We start from the raw sequence: 17,009 nt of genomic DNA, 5'->3' as shown, positions 1-17,009 counted from the left end.
AGCGGCCAATCACGGCTGTGTTGGGGTGTTTTTGGACGCGCGGGTGTGGCGCGCCGCCGACACCGATCACGGGTCGGCGTCCTACGCGGCTGAGCCACCGCGTGACGGACGATGCGCGGCAACCCCAAAAGCGACAAGGGAAGGGAACACATGGCCTTCACGATCGAAGCCGACGAAGACCACGGCGACCTCGCCGTTTGCGAGATCGACGCCGCGCGCGAGGACGCGTACTGGCAGGACGCCCACCGGCGCGAGCGCTACTACGCGGAGCACCTCGACTACGAGGACTACGCGCCCGCCTACTGCGTGGGCTACATCGGCTACGCGCAGTACGGCGGCAGCTTCGAGGACGCCGAGAAGTCGCTGGTGGCCAATTGGGTGCGCATCAAGGGCGACTCGCGCCTGCCCTACGAGCAGGCGCGCGAGGCCATCCGCGCCGCCTGGGAACGCGCCGCCCTCAACTGACGGTTACGCCAGCGCGGCGCCCAGCTTGCGCAGCATCGCCGCGCCGTCGCCGGCCCAGGCGCTGCCGTGCATGCACGCCAGGAGCCTGGGCTTGAGCGCGGCCAGCTTCTCGATGAGGCGCGGCGCTTCCTTCGTGTACGAGTAGTAGTCCTCCTTGTGGCGGAACTCCTCGCTGGGCGTGAGGATGTCGCCGGAGGTCACGGGGTCGTGCTTGTCGCCGGGCTGCGTGAACAGGTCGCCGCAGAACAGCGTGCCCGTCGTCTCGTCGTGGAAGAACCCGCATTCCCAGCCGTGCGGCAGGTGCGGCGTGGCTTGCCAGACCAGGCGGTGCTTGCCCAGGTCCAGCACCTGGCCGTCCTCCAGCACGAGCGCTTCCACGTCCACCTGGTCGCCGGTGGCGATCATGTTCGCGACGCGGCCGGTGGCGGGGCGGGCATTCGGCGCCGCCGCGAGGAATTCGGCGAGGCTGCCGCACTCGTCGGCCTCGTTGTGCGAGAACGAAACCCAGCGCAGGCGCTCGAGCGGCATCACTTTCTCGATCTGCTCGCGCACCAGCGGGAAGAGCCGGCGCGGTCCGGTATGGAAGAGCAGGGGCTGCTCGTCCACCACCAGGAACTGGTTGAAGGTGAAGCCGCCCGGGAAGAGCTCCTCGGGCATGGCGATGGAGATGCGCCAGGTGTCGGGCGCGATCAGGTCGATGCGGCCATGGGGTGCGGTCATGTCATTTCCTGTGTTTCGGACGCGGGGAGGGTGAGGCTGCGGGCAGCGGTCCGGCGGCCGCCAGCAGCAGTTGGACGACCTGGCGCCGGGCCGCGGTGCGCGCGAGCTTGTGTTCGCGCACCAGGCGGTGCCAGAAGTCGAAGGAAAGCAGGGTTTCCCAGGTGGCGGCGGCCTCGCGGTGGTCGCCGGCGCCCAGGTGCGCGGCGAGCAGCTGCGCGATGAGGCCCGTGAGCTGGCGGCGCTCGCCGTCCAGGATCTGCTGCAGCGTGGGGATGACGCGCCGCTCGCCCCAGGCCATCCAGGGCTCGAAGTACAGGTGCATGCGGTCCATCGCGTCGGCCAGCATTTCCGCCGCCGCAGCCAGCGTCGGGGCAGCGAGCATGTCGCCCACGGGCAGCTCGGGCGCCAGCGAAGCGGCGTGACCGGTGCAGGCGCCGATCAGATCGTCCTGCGTGGGGAAGTGGTTGTAGACGGTGGGCAGCGACACGCCCGCGCGCTGGGCGACGTCGGCGTAGCTGGTGCCCAGCACGCCTTTTTCGGCGTGCAGCTGCACAGCGGCTTCGGCGATGCGGGCCTTGAGCGCGGCCTGCTGCTGCTTGCGTGTTTCGCTGTTGTAGGCGCGGGGTGCCATTGTCCTGCCGGGTCCTGAATCGAATTAAATTAATATTAAATCAATTCAATTCAGGACGCAACAGGGTTTTTCGCCCCGGGCGTGAAGGAATCGGCGGATCAGGCGGTTTCGGCGAGCCGGTCCAGGAACGCGGCCTGGGCCTCGTTGATGCGGGTTCGGGCTTCGTCCAGCGTGAACCAGCGCACCTCCGCCAGCTCGGGAAAGGACTGCCGGCGGCCGGACTTCGGCGGCCACTCCACCTCGAAGGTGTTGCACGAGAAGGCGGCGGGGTCGCAGTCACCCTCGAACGCCCAGGCCGTCACGCGCTTGCCGGCCTTCTGCTTGACGTCACCCAGCGGGATGAACGGCGGGTGCGCCGGAAAGCCGGTCTCCTCGCGCCATTCGCGCAAGGCGGCGTCCAGCGGTTGTTCGGGTGCTTCGTATTCGCCCTTGGGGATGGTCCAGGCGCCGGCATCCTTGCCGCGCCACCAGGGGCCGCCGGGGCGGGCCAGGAGAACTTCGAGTGCGCCGCTGCGGCGGCGGAACAACAGGAGCCCCGCGCTTGTCGTCATGGCGCAAGGCTACGCGAACGCAGGCTCAGCCCTGGGGGGGCTCCTCGTCCGAGTCGCCGCTCTGGCGGCGGTGCTTCTGGTCCTGCTGGATCATGTGGGCCATCGCGCTGGCCGCGCCCTCGCCGGAATGGCCATGCTGGTCCGCGGCTTCCCCGTGGACGCCCTGCTCCTGCTGCACGTGCTCCTGCTTGGAATTCCTGTCGGCGTTCTTGCTGCTCATGTCACCAAACTCCCGGACCTGCAACCACCATGTGGCGGTTTTTTCCCTTGTCGAAGTCTTGTGAAAAATCGCAAGCTCAGCCATCGGACGGCTGCGCGGGGTTCTGTAGGAGACCGCCGATTCAAGCCGGCTGGGGCTCGGCCAGCCCGGCGGCGCGCCGCACCTCGATGCGGATCTCTTCCGTCAGGCGCGCCTTGAGGTCCACGAAGGCCGGCTGCGTCTTGACCGAGTACGCGCGCGGGTGGGCGATGGGCACCGGCAGGTCGCACTTGATGCGGCCGGGGCGGGCGCTCATGACGACCACGCGCGTGCCCATGAAGATCGCCTCGTCGATGTCGTGCGTGACGAAGAGGGCCGTCTTGCGCTCGGCCTCCCAGATGCCCAGCAGCAGCTCCTGCATGAGCTCGCGCGTCTGGTGGTCCAGGGCGCCGAAGGGCTCGTCCATCAGCAGGATGCGCGGGTCGTTGGCGAGCGCGCGGGCCAGCGCCGTGCGCTGCTGCATGCCGCCCGAGAGCTGCTTGGGGAAGTGATTCTCGAAGCCCTTGAGGCCCACCTTCGCGACGAAGGTGCGCGCGATCTCCAGTTGCTGCGCCAGCGGCAGGCCCTTTTCGCGCAGGCCGAAGCACACGTTCTGCAACACCGTGAGCCACGGGAACAGCGTGTAGCTCTGGAAGACCATGCCGCGGTCCGCGCCGGGGCCGCTGACGGTGTGGCCGTCCAGCGCGATGCGGCCAGACGTCGGCGTATCCAGGCCGGCGACCATGCGCAGCAGCGTGCTCTTGCCGCAGCCCGATGGGCCGAGGATGGTGATGAAGTCGTTCTCGGCGACCGACAGGTTGGTGGCCTGCAGGGCGACGGTGCCGCCGGCAAAGGTCTTCGCGACTTCGCGGATCTCGAGGATGCTCATGGCTAGCGCCCCAGTTGGGCCCAGGGGAAGAGGGTGCGGTTCAGCGCCTTGAAGGCGAAGTCGCTCACCAGGCCGATCACGCCGATCACGATGATCCCGAAGATGATCTGGTCGGTGGCCAGCAGCGCCTGGCTGTCGGTGATCATGTGGCCGATGCCGCTGGATGCGCCGATCAGCTCGGCGACGATCACGTAGGTCCACGCCCAGCCCAGCACCATGCGCAGCGTCTCGGCGATCTCGGGCGCGGAGGAGGGCAGCAGCACGCGCGTGACGATGCCGCGATCGCCGGCGCCCAGCGTGTAGGCGGCCTCGACCAGGTCGCGGCGCGTGTTGCCGACGGACACCGCGATCATCAGCACCAGCTGGAAGAACGAACCGATGAAGATCACGGCCAGCTTTTGCGCCTCGCCGATGCCGGCCCACAGGATCAGGAGCGGGATGAAGGCGGACGCCGGCAGGTAGCGCGCGAAGCTCACGAAGGGTTCGAAGAACGCCTCGATCGGCTTGTACGCGCCCATCGCCACGCCCAGCGGCACGGCGATGACGGCCGCGATGAGGAAGCCCCCCAGCACGCGCCACACCGTCATGCCGATGTCCTTGGCGAAGCCCTGGTTGGCCAGCAGGTCCCAGCCGGAGCGCACCATCGTCAGCGGGTCGGCGAGGAAGGTCTTGGAGACGAAGCCGCCGAGGGTGGCGATCGCCCAGAGGGCGACGAAGACGACGAAGAAGGCGATGCCGAGGACGGCCTTCGTCGACGGCGATACCGGGACCAGCGGCTTCATGCGGAAGGTGTCATTCCGGCGCAGGCCGGAATCCAGTGTCTTGGGATGCGCCGAAGTAGCCGCCGGATCCCGGCCTGCGCCGGGATGACCCAGGCTTTCGTCGCTGCGCGCCAACGCCTGGGTCACTTGAGGAATCTCGTGTCGGCGAGCTTGCCCATGTCGGGCAGCGCCTTGATGATGCCGATCTCCAGCAGCAGGTCGGCGGCTTCCTTGCTGAACTGCGCGTGCTCACCGGCGAAGAACTTCTGGTTGGCCGCGCGGTCCTGCCAGCGCAGGTACTTGGAGCTGGCCTCGAACGCCTCGCCCGTCTGCTTCACGTCGGCGCCCATGATCTCGTAGCTCTTCTTCGGTTCCTTGCCGATCATCTCGACGGCTTCGAAGTAGGAATCGGCCAGCGCCTTGGCGGCCTTGGGGTTTTCGGCCAGGAACTTCGGCGTGCAGCCGAAGGTGTCCATCACCATCGGGTAGTCGAGCGTGGTGGCGATGATCTTGCCGGCTTCCGGCTTCGCGCGCACGGCGGACAGGTACGGCTCGTACGTCATCGCGGCGTCGATGTCGTTGTTGCCGGCGATCATGGCATTGGCCGCGGGCTGCGGGCCCATGTTCACCACCTTCACGTCCTTCACCGACAGGCCGTTCTTCTTGAGCATCCAGGCCAGGCCGAAGTAGCCGGCCGTGCCGGGCGCGTCCGCGGCGACCGTCTTGCCCTTGAGGTCGGCGATCTTCGCGATGGCGGGCTTGACCACCATGCCGTCGGCGCCGTAGCTCTTGTCCAGCTGGAAGATCTGCGTGGTGGCGACACCGTTGGCGTTCCAGACCACCCACGTTTCGACCGTGGTTGCCGCGCACTGGATGTCGCCGGACGCGATGGCGAGGTGGCGGTCCTTCTGCGGGATCTTCTTGATCGTCACGTCCAGGCCGTTCTTCTTGAAGATGCCGGCTTCCTTGGCGAGCGTGAGCGGGGCGAAGCCCGTCCAGCCCGAGATGCCGATGGCGACCTTGGTTTCCTGCGCCTGCGCGGCGAACGCCGCAGCGGCGATGAGGGTGAGGGCGAATAGCTTCTTCATGGGATCTCCTGGGTGGGGTCTAGTGCAATTTCAGTGCCTGCAGTTCGCGGATCTGCGCCTCGATGGCGTGGCCGACGTCGCCGGCCTCCACGAGATGATGAACCGCTTCGATGTCGCGCGCCAGCGAGCGGTCGGACATCATGGCCGGCGACACGCTGCGCACCAGGCGCATGACGTTCTCGATGGCCGGCGCGCTGCGCAGCGGGCGCAGGAACTCGATGCCCTGCGCCGCGGCCAGCAGCTCGATGGCGACGATGTGCGCGGTGTTCTTCAGCATCTGCGACAGGCGCCGCGCCGCGAAAGTCGCCATGCTCACGTGGTCTTCCTGGTTGGCGGAGGTCGGCAGGCTGTCGACGCTCGCCGGGTGCGCCAGCGACTTGTTCTCCGACGCCAGCGCCGCGGCCGTGACGTGCACGATCATGAAGCCGGAATTGAGGCCCGGGTCCGGCGTGAGGAAGGGCGGCAGGCGCGAGATCACCGTGTCGATCAGCATGGCGACGCGGCGCTCGGAGATCGCGCCGATCTCGGCGATGGCCACCGCGAGCGCATCGGCCACCAGCGCGACGGGCTCCGCGTGGAAGTTGCCGCCGGACACCATGTGGCCGCCATCCGCGAAGACGAGCGGGTTGTCGGTGACGGCGTTCGCTTCGCGCACCAGCACCTGCGCGGCGTAGCGCATCTGGTCCAGGCAGGCGCCCATCACCTGCGGCTGGCAGCGCAGGCAGTACGGGTCCTGCACGCGGTCGTCGTTCTCCAGGTGCGAGGCGCGGATCTGGCTGCCGACCAGGAGCGAGCGGTACGCCGCGGCGCAGTCGATCTGCCCCGGCTGGCCGCGCACGGCGTGGATGCGCGGATCGAACGGGGCGTCGCTGCCGCGCGCGGCGTCGAGCGTGAGGCTGCCGGCGATCACCGCGGCTTCGAAGAGCCGGTCGGCCGCGAGGAGGGCATCGAGTGCGAGCGCCGTCGACACCTGCGTGCCGTTGATCAGTGCGAGGCCTTCCTTCGCGCCCAGCTGCAGCGGCGCGATGCCGCATTGCTTCAGCGCGGGCGCGGCCGGCATGCGCTCGCCACGGAAGAACACTTCGCCTTCGCCCACCAGCGGCAGGCACAGGTGCGCGAGCGGCGCCAGGTCGCCCGATGCGCCCACCGAACCCTGGCAGGGGATCACGGGGCTGATGCCGGCGTTGTGCAAGGCGAGCAGGGTGTCGATCACTTCTTCGCGCACGCCGGAATAGCCGCGCGCCAGGCTCGTCGCCTTGAGCAGCAGCACGAGCCGCACGACGCGATCCGACAGCGGCTCGCCCACGCCGACGGCATGCGAGCGCAGCAGCTTCAGCTGCAGCAGCGCGAGGTCTTCGCGGGCGATGCGCTTCGTCGCGAGCTTGCCGAAGCCGGTGTTGACGCCGTAGACCGGCGCGTCGCCTTGCGCTGCCTTCTCGACGAGCGCCGCGCTGGCGCGCACGCCGGCGCGGCACTTCGGGTCGAGCTCGACGCGCACGCGCTCGGCGCCTGAGAGGCGCTTGAGCTGGGCGATGGTCAGTTCGCCGGGGACGAGCTTCTCCGTCATCCGAGCATCGGCAGCTTCAGGCCGTGTTCGCGCGCGCACTCGATGGCGATGTCGTAGCCCGCGTCGGCGTGGCGCATGACGCCGGTGGCCGGGTCGTTCCAGAGCACGCGTTCGATCTTCTGCGCGGCTTCCTCCGTGCCGTCGCAGACAATCACCACGCCCGCGTGCTGCGAGTAACCCATGCCGACGCCGCCGCCGTGATGGAAGCTCACCCAGGTGGCGCCACTGGCGGTGTTGAGCAGCGCATTGAGCAGCGGCCAGTCGCTGACGGCGTCGCTGCCGTCCTTCATCGCCTCGGTCTCGCGGTTGGGCGAAGCGACGGAGCCGCTGTCGAGGTGGTCGCGGCCGATCACGATGGGGCCCTTGAGCTCGCCGCTCCTGACCATTTCGTTGAAGGCGAGCCCTGCCTTGTGGCGCTCGCCGAGGCCGATCCAGCAGATGCGCGCCGGCAGGCCCTGGAAGCTGATGCGCTCCTCGGCCATGTCCAGCCAGCGGTGCAGGTGCTTGTTGTCCGGGAACAGCTCCTTCATCTTGGCGTCGGTCTTGCGGATGTCTTCCGGGTCGCCGGAGAGCGCCACCCAGCGGAAGGGGCCGACGCCGCGGCAGAAGAGCGGGCGGATGTACGCGGGCACGAAGCCGGGGTACGCGAAAGCGTCGTCGACGCCGAAGTCCTTCGCGACCTGGCGCAGGTTGTTGCCGTAATCGACCGTGGGAATGCCCATGGCGTGGAACTCGAGCATCGCGCGCACGTGCCGGGCGCACGATTCGCCGGCGGCCTGCTTCAGCCGGGCGTGCTGCGACGAATCCTTCTGCGCCGCCTGCCACTGCTCGACCGTCCAGCCGCTGGGCAGGTAGCCGTTGATGATGTCGTGGGCCGAGGTCTGGTCGGTGACGATGTCGGGCCTGATGCCGCCGGCCTTCGCGCGCTTCACGAGCTCGGGCACGATGTCGGCGGCGTTGCCGCACAGGCCGATCGACACCGCTTCCTTCTTCGCGGTGTGCTCCTGGATGAGGGCCAGCGCCTCATCGAGGTCCTTGGCCTGCTTGTCCAGGTACTTCGTGCGCAGGCGGAAGTCGATGCGCGACTGCTGGCATTCGATGTTCAGCGAGCACGCGCCGGCGAACGTGGCCGCCAGCGGCTGCGCGCCGCCCATGCCGCCCAGGCCCGCGGTCAGCACCCAGCGGCCTGCGAGGTCGCCGTTGAAATGCTGGCGGCCCGCCTCGGCGAAGGTTTCGTACGTCCCTTGCACGATGCCCTGCGTGCCGATGTAGATCCAGCTGCCGGCCGTCATCTGGCCGTACATCATCAGGCCCGCGCGGTCGAGCTCGTTGAAGTGTTCCCACGTGGCCCACTTGGGCACGAGGTTCGAGTTGGCGAGCAGCACGCGCGGGGCGCCGGTGTGGGTGCGGAACACGCCGACCGGCTTGCCCGATTGCACCAGCAGCGTCTCGTCGGCCTTGAGCTTCCGCAGCGAGTCGAGGATGGCGTCGAACGCCGGCCAGCTGCGCGCGGCCTTGCCGATGCCGCCATACACGACGAGTTCGTTCGGGTTTTCGGCGACCTGCGGGTCCAGGTTGTTCTGGATCATGCGGTAGGCCGCCTCGATCTGCCAGTTGGCACAGGACAGCTGCGTGCCCTGGGGTGCGCGCACGGTGCGCGGCTTGCTGTCGAGGAACTTCGATTGGGAAAGATCGGACATGGGGGCTCCCGGCCTGGAAATTCCGGCGCATCGTAGTTGTCTATACAACTTGTGTCAACTGGGGTATGCTCGCGCCCATGTCCAAAGCCGACCTGCCTGCCTACGAGCAGGTGAAAGAGTGGATCCGCGGGCACATCGCCAGCGGCCAGTGGCGGCCGGGCGACCCCGTGCCCAGCGAAGCCGCGCTCATGCAGAAGTTCGGCATCAGCCGAATGACCGTGAACCGGGCGCTGCGCGAGCTGGCCGGCGAGGGCCTCGTGCACCGCGTGCAGGGTTCCGGCACCACCGTGGCGCAGCTGCACCGCATCTCCTCGCGCCTGACCATCCGCGACATCCACGAGGAAGTGGCCGAGCGCGGCCACGTGCACACCACGCGCGTGCTGGTCGTGGAGAAGGCGAAAGCCAAGGCGGAGCTGGCGGCGACGCTGGGCCTGCGCACCGGCGCCGCGGTCTTCCACACCGTGCTCATCCACATGGAGAACGGCGTGCCCATCCAGTACGAGGACCGCTGGGTCAACCCGGCCGCGGCGCCCGATTACCTGCAGACCGACTTCACTCGGGTCTCGCCGACGCTGCACCTGCTGCAGCATGCGCCGCTGACCGAAGCGAGCTACTCGATCGAAGCCTGCCTGCCCAGCGCCGAGGAAGCGAAGGAGCTGGACATCCGCCGCAGCGATCCCTGCCTCGTGATGATGAGGCGCACCGTGAGCGGCGGCAACGTCGCCAGCGTCGCACGGCTCGTCTATCCCGGGTCGCGCTACAGTTTCGCGGGGCAATTCCAAGCATGACGCAGGCATGAACTGGCACCAGGTCTCCCTCGATTCGGTCGCGGCCACGCCCTGGCGCAACGGCGGCGGGACCACGCGCGAATTGCTCGCGTGGCCGAACGCGGATGAATGGACCGCGCGCGTATCGGTCGCGGACGTTGCCGCGGGCGGCCCTTTCTCCTCGTATCCCGGCGTCGCGCGCTGGTTTGCCGTGCTGTCCGGTGAGGGCGTCACGCTGCGAGTCGAGGGGCGCGAGCATGTCCTGGGCCGCGAGTCGCAACCGTTTTCGTTCGATGGCGCATCGGCGACCGATTGCGCGCTGCGCGGCGGCGCGACCGAGGACTTCAACCTGATGCTGCGCGGACGCGACGGTGTGCTCGAACGCGTGCAGGGGCAGCAGGAGCGCAACTGCCGCAAGGGTTCGATCGTTGGCGTCTACTCGCACGAGCACGAAATCGCCTTCCGCGCCGTGGAAGTGCGCATCGTCATCCCGCCGCGCACGCTGGCGTGGCACGTCGTGCCGCGGGACGAGCGCGTCGACTTCGCGACCGACGGCGCACTGTGGTTCGAGGTGCAGCCATGACCGTGCGCATCTGGGACAACGCGACGCTCGCCACGATGGAAGGCGGCGACTACGGAACGGTCGACGCCGGTGCGCTCGCGGTCGACGGCGAGCGCATCGCCTGGGCCGGGCCTTCGTCGCAATTGCCGCGCGAATGGCGCGACCGCAGCGCCGAAACGCGCGACCTTGGCGGGGCGCTCGTCACGCCGGGGCTGGTCGACTGCCACACGCACCTGGTCTACGGCGGCGACCGCGCCCATGAATTCGAGCTGCGCCTGAAGGGCGCGAGCTACGAGGAGGTCGCGCGCGCCGGCGGCGGCATCGTGTCGACGGTCAAGGCCACGCGGGCGGCCAGCGAAGAAGAGCTCTTCGCGCAGAGCGAGAAGCGGCTCGCGGAGCTGCTGGCCGAAGGCGTGACCACCGTGGAGATCAAGACCGGCTACGGCCTGGCGCTGGAGCACGAACGCAAATGCCTGCGCGTCGCACGCGGGCTCGGCGAGCGGCACCGCGTCACCGTGAAGACGACCTTCCTGGGCGCGCACGCGATCCCGCCGGAATTCGCGGGCAGGGCCGATGCATACATAGCCGACGTGCTGCACATGTTGCGCGACTTGCACCGCGAGGGTCTCGTCGACGCGGTGGATGCGTTCTGCGAGCGCATCGCGTTCACGACGCAGCAAACCGACAAGGTCTTCGCCCTGGCGCGGGAGCTGGGGCTGCCCGTGAAGCTGCACGCCGAGCAATTGAGCGACAGCGGTGGCACCCAGCTGGCGGCGCGCTACGACGCGCTGAGCTGCGATCATCTCGAATGGGTGGGCGAGGAGGGCGTGCGGGCGATGGCCGCCGCAGGCTCGGTGGCCGTGCTGCTACCCGGCGCCTTCTACTTCCTGCGCGAAACGAAACTGCCGCCAGTGGAGCTGCTCCGTGCGCATGGCGTGCCGATCGCCATCTCGACGGACTGCAACCCGGGCAGCTCGCCGTGCACCTCGCTCCTCTTGATGATGAACATGGCATGCACCTTGTTCCGGCTGACGCCCGCGGAGGCTTTGGCCGGCGTCACGCGCAACGCGGCGCGCGCGCTCGGGCTCCAGGACCGCGGCGTGCTGGGCGCAGGCAGGCGCGCGGACTTCGTGGTGTGGGACGCTGACCATCCGGCGCAGCTCGCGTACGCCATCGGCGCCAATCCCTGCCGGCAGGTCGTTTTCGGGGGAGAGGCGGTATGAGCTTCAGCTTGCACCGGGGCAGCGCGCCGCTGCTGGTGAGCATGCCGCACGTGGGCACGGAGATCCCCGCGGAGTTGCGCGACCGCTATGTCGAGCGTGCGCTGCAGGTCGAGGACACCGACTGGCACCTGGCGCGCCTGTATGCGTGGGCGCGCGACATAGGCGCCAGCGTGCTGCAGCCGCGCTATTCGCGCTACGTGATCGACCTGAACCGCCCGCCCGACGACGCCCCGATGTACCCGGGCGCTTCCAACACCGAGCTGTGCCCCACGCGCTTCTTCACCGGCGACCCCCTGTACCGCGAAGGCCGCGAGCCGGATACCGCCGAACGCGCGCACCGGCGCGCGACGTACTGGCAGCCGTACCACGATGCGCTGGCGGGTGAACTGGAGCGCATCAAGGCGCAGCACGGCTTTGCGCTGCTGTGGGACGGCCACAGCATTCGTTCTCGCATCCCCTGGCTCTTCGAAGGCGAGCTGCCGGGCCTGAACATCGGCACGGCGAACGACGTCAGCGCCGACGAGACGATCACGCGCGCCGTCGCCAACGCCGCGCGCCGCCACCCCGAGTTCACGCACGTGGCCAACGGCCGCTTCAAGGGCGGCTACATCACCCGCCACTACGGCCGTCCCGCGCAGGACGTGCACGCAGTGCAGCTGGAGATGTGCCAGAAGCTGTACATGCAGGAGGAGGCGCCGTTCGCCTACGACGAGGAGAAGGCGGCAACCGTGATCCCCGTCGTGCGCGAGATGCTGCTGGCAGCGCTGGTGACTGCGGAGGCGATTCATGCGCGATGACGGCCGGCGCTTTTACGCGCCCATGGCCTGGGTGCGCGGGGGCTGGCAGCACGACGTGCTGCTGGAGGTGGACGCGGCGGGCCTCTGGTCGCGCGTCGAGGCCGGCGCATCGCTCGCGCAGCGCGCGGGTGCGACATCGCTCGGGGGCCCCGTGCTGCCCGGCATCGTCGACGCGCACAGCCACGCGTTCCAGCGCGCCATCGCCGGGCTGACCGAACGCAGCCCCGGCGGCGACGACGACTTCTGGAGCTGGCGCGACCGCATGTACCGCGCCGCCAACCGCATCACGCCGGAGCAGCTCGAAGCGATCGCGGCCTTCCTCTACGCGGAGCTGTTGGCTGCGGGCTACACGCAGGTGTGCGAGTTCCACTACCTGCACAACGACGCGGATGGCCGGCCCTACGCGGACCCGCTGGAGCTGTCGCGCGCGCTGGCCCGTGCCGCGCGGCGCGTGGGCATCGGGCTGACGCTGCTGCCCACGCTGTACATGCGGTCGGGTTTCGCGGCGAAGGGCTTGCGCGACGACCAGCGGCGCTTCGCCTCGACACCGCAATCGGTGCTGGCCATCGCCGAAGCCGTGCGCGCGGGCGCGAGCGACGCCGGGCGCATCACGGCCGGCGTGGCGATCCACTCGCTGCGCGCGGCGGATGTCGCCGCCATCCGCGAGACGGCGCAAGGTGCGCGCGGCCTTCCGGTGCACATCCACATCGCGGAGCAGCGGCGTGAGGTGGAAGACTGCCAGGCCGAACACGGGCTGAAACCCATGGAATTCCTGCTCGCGCAGGCGCCGGTCGATGCGCGCTGGAACATGGTCCATGCCACGCAAGCCAGCGCGTCGGAACTCGCGGCGCTGCGCCAGACCGGCGCTTCGATCGTGATCTGCCCGACCACCGAGGCGAACCTCGGCGATGGCATCTTCGACTTCGCCACGTGGGCGGGCGAGAGCGGCGTGTGGTCCGTCGGCTCCGACAGCCACGTGACGCGCAGCTGGCGCGAGGAGCTGCGCCTGCTCGAGTACTCGCAGCGCCTGCACGCGCGCAAGCGCAATGTCGCGGCGCAGGCCGGCGTCGCGGAAAGCAGTGCGGCGGCCTTGTTCCAGGGCGCGCTGGAAGGCGGCAGCGCCGCCGCGGGACTGCCGCTGGGCGGCATCGCCGTGGGCCAGCGCGCCGACTTCGCCGTCGTCGATGCCGATGCGCCGGAGCTTGCGGGCCTGCCCGCGGACCACGTGCTGGATGCGCTCGTGTTCTCCACGCCCGAGTCGAAGTTCGCGCGCGTGTTCGTCGCGGGCGACGAGGTGCTGGGGGGCGGCGAGATCGCGGAACTCGCACGCGGCTTCCGCGCCGCGATGAAAGCCCTCTGGGCCTAGGCTTTGCCGAGGAAGCGGCTGGGCGGCTGGCCCATCGCCGACTTGAACATCGCGGTGAACGCGCTCTCGCTCGAATAGCCGCTGGCCGCCGCGACGTGGCTGACGGGCGCGCCGCGCGCCAGCATCGGCAGCGCATGCGCCAGGATCGCCTGCTGCCGCCATTGCTGGAACGTGGTGCCGAGCTCGTCGCGGAACAGGCGCGCCATCGTGCGTTCGCTCGCGCCGAAGCGTGCTGACGCTTGCGCGAGCGTCTCGCGTTGCTCGGGCGCATCGAGAACGGACTGGCACAGCGCGCGCAGTCGCTTGTCACCGTGCGCGCGCGGCATCGGCACGCCGAGCTCATGCGGGTCGGCGTGCCCGATCTCGTCGAGCACGAGTTCCACCAGGCGCTGCTCGCGCTGGCGCGCAATGCCCTCGACGTCGAGCGAGCCCACCAGCTCGCGCAGCAGTGGCGATACGACGATGACACGGCAACCTTCCCAGCCGGCGGGCGTAGCGCTGGCATCGATGTAGAGCGTGCGGAACTGCGCGTCTTCGAGCACGTGCACCGAATGGCGCGCGCCCGGCGCGATCCACACCGCGCGCGACGGCGGCACGATGAAGGTCGCTTCGTCGTCCGATCCCGCCTCGCGCTGCGCCGTCACCTGCACGATGCCGGTGGCGCAGTAGGCCAGTTGCGACCAGGAATGCCGGTGTGGCTCGAAATGCGTGTCCGCCGCCATCGAACGCGCCCGCACCCGCACTGGCCGCTGGCGCGTGGGGCGGAAGGCGTCGGTGTCGCCGACGGGGGCGGCGCGGAAGCTGCGGCGGGCCATTGGCCGATTCTCGCCGATTCCTGTCCTTCTGTCGCAATCCGGAAACAGCGCCCCGACGTACGATGCGGCCATGAGCACGACGATGGCCAACGGGGCGATGGCGCCGGCGACCCTGCGCGAGGACGCGGGCGTGATCGGTTTCGTGGGCCTGGCCCACATGGTCAGCCACTTCAGCCAGCTGATCCTGCCGCCGCTGTTCCCATGGCTCAAGGACGCGCTCCATGCCAGCTACACCGAGCTGGGCTTCCTCATGACGGTGTTCTTCGTCGTTTCCTGCGGCGTGCAGACGCTCTCGGGGTTCCTCGTCGACCGCTGGGGCCCGCGGCCCGTGCTGTTCGCGGGGCTGGCGCTGATCGGGATCGCCGCTTTCGGCTTTGCGTGGAGCCCCGATTACGTCACGATGGCCCTGTGCTCGGTCATCGCTGGCGTCGGCAACGGCGTCTTCCATCCCGTCGACTACACGCTGATCAACCGCAAGGTCAGTCCCGCGCGCCTGGGCCATGCCTACAGCGTGCATGGCATCACCGGCAGCCTGGGCTGGGCGCTCGCACCGGCGGTGGTCGTGCCGCTCGCGCTGGCGTATTCGTGGCGCGTGGCGCTCATGGGCGCGGGCACGATCGCGTTCGCCGTCCTGGTGGTCATCTGGTTCAACCGCAGCAAGCTGGCCTTGCCCGCGGCCGCACCCAAGGCGCACACGAGCGGCCCCGCCGAACACAGCCTGGCTTTCCTGCGCATTCCCGCCGTGTGGATGTGCTTCGGGTTCTTCTTTTTCTATGCCGTGGTCCTGAGCACCATCCAGGCTTTCGCGCCCGAGGCGGCGCGCCGCCTGCACGACGTGCCCGTGGGCTGGGCCGCGATGTGCCTCACGGTGTACATGGTGTGCGCGGCCGGCGGCATGGTCGTGGGCGGCTTCCTCGCGTCCGACCCCGAGCGCTGCGAACGCATCGTGGGCGCGGGCTTCGGCATGGCGGCGCTGGTCGCGCTGCTGATCGGCCTGGGCCATGTGCCGGCCATCGCCGTGCCGGCCCTCTTCGGCGCCATGGGTTTCGCCAGCGGCATCGCCGGCCCTTCGCGCGACCTGCTGGTGAAGAAGTCCACCCCCGACAACGCGACGGGGCGCGTGTACGGCGTCGTGTACTCGGGCCTGGACATCGGCCAGGCCATCGCACCGCTGTTCTTCGGCGCCCTGATGGACCACCAGCAGTACCGCGGCGTGTGGCTGGGGCTGGTCTTCATGCAGGCGGTGCTGATCACGAGCGCCTTCAACGTGCGCAAGGTCCGCCGGACGTCGCTGGCCCCGGCATAGGGGGTTATCCTTCGGGCCATGTACGCCTCGTACTTCGGCCTGAAGCACGAACCCTTCTCGATCGCGCCCGACCCGCATTTCCTCTTCATGAGCGAGCGGCACCGCGAGGCGCTCGCGCACCTGCTGTATGGCTTGGGCGGTGGCGGCGGCTTCGTGCTGCTGACCGGCGAGATCGGCACCGGCAAGACCACGCTGTGCCGCCTGTTCCTGGAGCAGATCCCCGCCAACTGCAACGTCGCCTACATCTTCAACCCGAAGCTCACGGTCACCGAGCTGCTGCAATCCATCGGCGAGGAATTCCACCTGCCGGCGCCGCAGGGCGACACGGTGAAGGCCCACGTCGACAGGCTGAACGGGTTCCTGCTGCAGTCGCATGCGGCGGGCCGCAACAACGTGCTGATCATCGACGAGGCGCAGAACCTCGAGCCCGATGTACTGGAGCAGCTGCGGCTGCTCACGAACCTGGAGACGCGCGAGCGCAAGCTGCTGCAGATCGTGCTGATCGGCCAGCCCGAGCTGCGCGACATGCTGGCGCAGCCGCAGCTGGAGCAGCTCGCCCAGCGCGTGATCGCGCGCTACCACCTGGGGGCGCTGACCCCGGCCGAAACCGAGCAATACATCCGCCACCGGATGGATGTCGCCGGGCTGGAGCGGCCGTTTCCCTTCGAGCCGCGTGCCCTCAAACGCATCCATGAGATCTCGCGCGGCGTCCCGCGCCGCATCAACCTGCTGTGCGACCGGGCGCTCCTCGGCGCCTACGCGACCTCGCGCGCGACCGTCGATCGCAAGGTCGTCGACCAGGCCGCGCAGGAGGTGTTCGGCAAGGCCAGCGTCCAGCCGCCGGTGCGCCAGCGCACGGCGCTCGTGCTGGGGCTCGGGCTCGCGGCGGGCGCGGGCCTGTACGCGGCGGCCACCCGTGTGGCGCAGGACGATGACGCGCCCCGCGTGGTGGCCAAGGCGCCGGCCGTCCGCGCCGCGCCGGCCCCGACGACGAAGGCGAGTGCACCTGCGGCGCCACCGCGCTTGCACAAGGACGTGCAGGAAGCGTGGCGCGAACTCGCGGCGCTGTGGAAGGCGCCGGCGGGCGAGGGCGATGCTTGCGCCGAGCTCGCGAAGTCGCAGGTGCAATGCTTCACGAAGACGCTGCCGCTCGCGCTGGTGCGCGAGCTGGACCGCCCCGGCATCGTCACGCTCGACGCGCAACAGGGCACGCCCAGCTACGCGCTGCTCACGCGCCTGACGCGCGACAGCGCGACGCTGCGCGCGGGCGGCACGGAGCAGACCGTCACGCTCGATGCGCTGGCCGCTCGCTGGAACGGCGAGTTCGCGACCTTGTGGAAGTCGCCGCCCGGTTACGCGCCGCGCGGCGAGCCCGGCGTGCAGACCACCGAGTGGATGCGCCGCCTGCTCGCCGCCGCGCCCGACGCGCCGTTCAAGCCGCAACTGCGCAGCTTCCAGCTGGCGCACGGACTGCCGGCCGACGGCCAGCCCGGTCCCATGACCTACATGCAGCTCAATCGCGCCGGTGGCGCCGACGAGCCGCGCCTTGCCACGGGACCCTGA

At 69.5% G+C, this 17,009-nt stretch carries 18 protein-coding genes; 8 read left to right on the top strand and 10 right to left on the bottom strand.

Features of this window, described 5'->3' with window-relative positions; all coding sequences use genetic code 11:
- Window positions 1-150 precede the first annotated feature (150 nt).
- Window positions 151-465, top strand: a complete 315-nt coding sequence (locus WG903_RS14885; protein WP_340076771.1) for a hypothetical protein — start codon at window positions 151-153, stop codon at window positions 463-465.
- Between the two features lie 3 nt (window positions 466-468).
- On the opposite strand, the gene WG903_RS14880 is transcribed toward WG903_RS14885, so the two are convergent.
- The 9 genes from WG903_RS14880 to hutU all read right to left on the bottom strand — a co-directional run bounded on the left by WG903_RS14880 (window position 469) and on the right by hutU (window position 8,610).
- Complete coding sequence (locus WG903_RS14880) at window positions 469-1,185, bottom strand: MBL fold metallo-hydrolase (RefSeq protein WP_340076769.1); 717 nt, start codon at window positions 1,183-1,185, stop codon at window positions 469-471.
- A gap of 1 nt (window position 1,186) precedes the next feature.
- The gene (locus WG903_RS14875; protein WP_340076767.1) at window positions 1,187-1,816 is read right to left on the bottom strand and encodes a TetR/AcrR family transcriptional regulator; all 630 of its coding nucleotides are present in this window, start codon (window positions 1,814-1,816) and stop codon (window positions 1,187-1,189) included.
- Between the two features lie 98 nt (window positions 1,817-1,914).
- Window positions 1,915-2,367, bottom strand: a complete 453-nt coding sequence (locus tag WG903_RS14870; RefSeq protein WP_340076765.1) for an NUDIX domain-containing protein — start codon at window positions 2,365-2,367, stop codon at window positions 1,915-1,917.
- Between the two features lie 25 nt (window positions 2,368-2,392).
- Window positions 2,393-2,587 carry a hypothetical protein gene (locus tag WG903_RS14865; RefSeq protein WP_340076762.1) on the bottom strand — a complete coding sequence of 65 codons (195 nt, stop codon included), beginning with the start codon at window positions 2,585-2,587 and terminating at the stop codon, window positions 2,393-2,395.
- Window positions 2,588-2,708: 121 nt separating this feature from the next.
- Window positions 2,709-3,494 carry an ABC transporter ATP-binding protein gene (locus WG903_RS14860; RefSeq protein ID WP_340076760.1) on the bottom strand — a complete coding sequence of 262 codons (786 nt, stop codon included), beginning with the start codon at window positions 3,492-3,494 and terminating at the stop codon, window positions 2,709-2,711.
- Window positions 3,495-3,496: 2 nt separating this feature from the next.
- Window positions 3,497-4,276, bottom strand: a complete 780-nt coding sequence (locus tag WG903_RS14855) for an ABC transporter permease (protein WP_340076758.1) — start codon at window positions 4,274-4,276, stop codon at window positions 3,497-3,499.
- Window positions 4,277-4,398: 122 nt separating this feature from the next.
- Window positions 4,399-5,343: an ABC transporter substrate-binding protein gene (locus tag WG903_RS14850; protein ID WP_340076756.1), complete on the bottom strand. Its 945-nt coding sequence runs from the start codon at window positions 5,341-5,343 to the stop codon at window positions 4,399-4,401.
- A 19-nt stretch (window positions 5,344-5,362) separates the two neighbouring features.
- On the bottom strand, window positions 5,363-6,910 hold the full coding sequence (gene hutH / locus WG903_RS14845; RefSeq protein ID WP_340076754.1) for a histidine ammonia-lyase: 1,548 nt from the start codon (window positions 6,908-6,910) through the stop codon (window positions 5,363-5,365).
- Window positions 6,907-8,610: a urocanate hydratase gene (gene hutU / locus WG903_RS14840; protein ID WP_340076752.1), complete on the bottom strand. Its 1,704-nt coding sequence runs from the start codon at window positions 8,608-8,610 to the stop codon at window positions 6,907-6,909. Before hutU ends, hutH begins: the two co-directional genes overlap by 4 nt.
- Before the next feature lie 77 nt (window positions 8,611-8,687).
- Between hutU and hutC the strand changes: the two genes are divergently transcribed.
- From hutC to WG903_RS14815, 5 genes are read left to right on the top strand one after another with little or no spacing between them, the layout of a single operon-like run.
- The gene (gene hutC, locus WG903_RS14835; protein WP_340076750.1) at window positions 8,688-9,398 is read left to right on the top strand and encodes a histidine utilization repressor; all 711 of its coding nucleotides are present in this window, start codon (window positions 8,688-8,690) and stop codon (window positions 9,396-9,398) included.
- 7 nt (window positions 9,399-9,405) lie between these two features.
- Window positions 9,406-9,960: a HutD/Ves family protein gene (locus tag WG903_RS14830; RefSeq protein WP_340076748.1), complete on the top strand. Its 555-nt coding sequence runs from the start codon at window positions 9,406-9,408 to the stop codon at window positions 9,958-9,960.
- Window positions 9,957-11,162, top strand: coding sequence for an imidazolonepropionase (hutI, locus tag WG903_RS14825; RefSeq protein ID WP_340076746.1), 1,206 nt, complete (start codon window positions 9,957-9,959; stop codon window positions 11,160-11,162). Before WG903_RS14830 ends, hutI begins: the two co-directional genes overlap by 4 nt.
- Entirely contained in the window at window positions 11,159-11,959 is an 801-nt protein-coding gene (gene hutG, locus WG903_RS14820; protein WP_340076744.1) for an N-formylglutamate deformylase, read from the top strand. Before hutI ends, hutG begins: the two co-directional genes overlap by 4 nt.
- Window positions 11,949-13,325, top strand: a complete 1,377-nt coding sequence (locus tag WG903_RS14815; RefSeq protein ID WP_340076741.1) for a formimidoylglutamate deiminase — start codon at window positions 11,949-11,951, stop codon at window positions 13,323-13,325. The genes hutG and WG903_RS14815 overlap by 11 nt, the downstream gene beginning before the upstream one ends.
- Here the strand turns inward: WG903_RS14815 and WG903_RS14810 are convergent.
- A complete protein-coding gene (locus WG903_RS14810) occupies window positions 13,322-14,140 on the bottom strand; it encodes an AraC family transcriptional regulator (RefSeq protein WP_340076739.1) in 819 nt (272 codons plus the stop codon). The two genes, WG903_RS14815 and WG903_RS14810, sit on opposite strands and share 4 nt — an antisense overlap.
- Before the next feature lie 70 nt (window positions 14,141-14,210).
- Here WG903_RS14810 and WG903_RS14805 point away from each other — a divergent pair, with 70 nt between their 5' ends.
- A complete protein-coding gene (locus WG903_RS14805; RefSeq protein WP_340076737.1) occupies window positions 14,211-15,446 on the top strand; it encodes an MFS transporter in 1,236 nt (411 codons plus the stop codon).
- 18 nt (window positions 15,447-15,464) lie between these two features.
- A complete protein-coding gene (locus tag WG903_RS14800; protein ID WP_340076735.1) occupies window positions 15,465-17,009 on the top strand; it encodes an AAA family ATPase in 1,545 nt (514 codons plus the stop codon).

It is taken from the genome of Ramlibacter sp. PS4R-6 (assembly GCF_037572775.1).
Taxonomy (GTDB): Bacteria; Pseudomonadota; Gammaproteobacteria; order Burkholderiales; family Burkholderiaceae_C; genus Ramlibacter.
The sequence above is the reverse complement of the archived record's forward strand: the minus strand, read 5'-3'. Positions and strand labels throughout refer to the sequence as shown.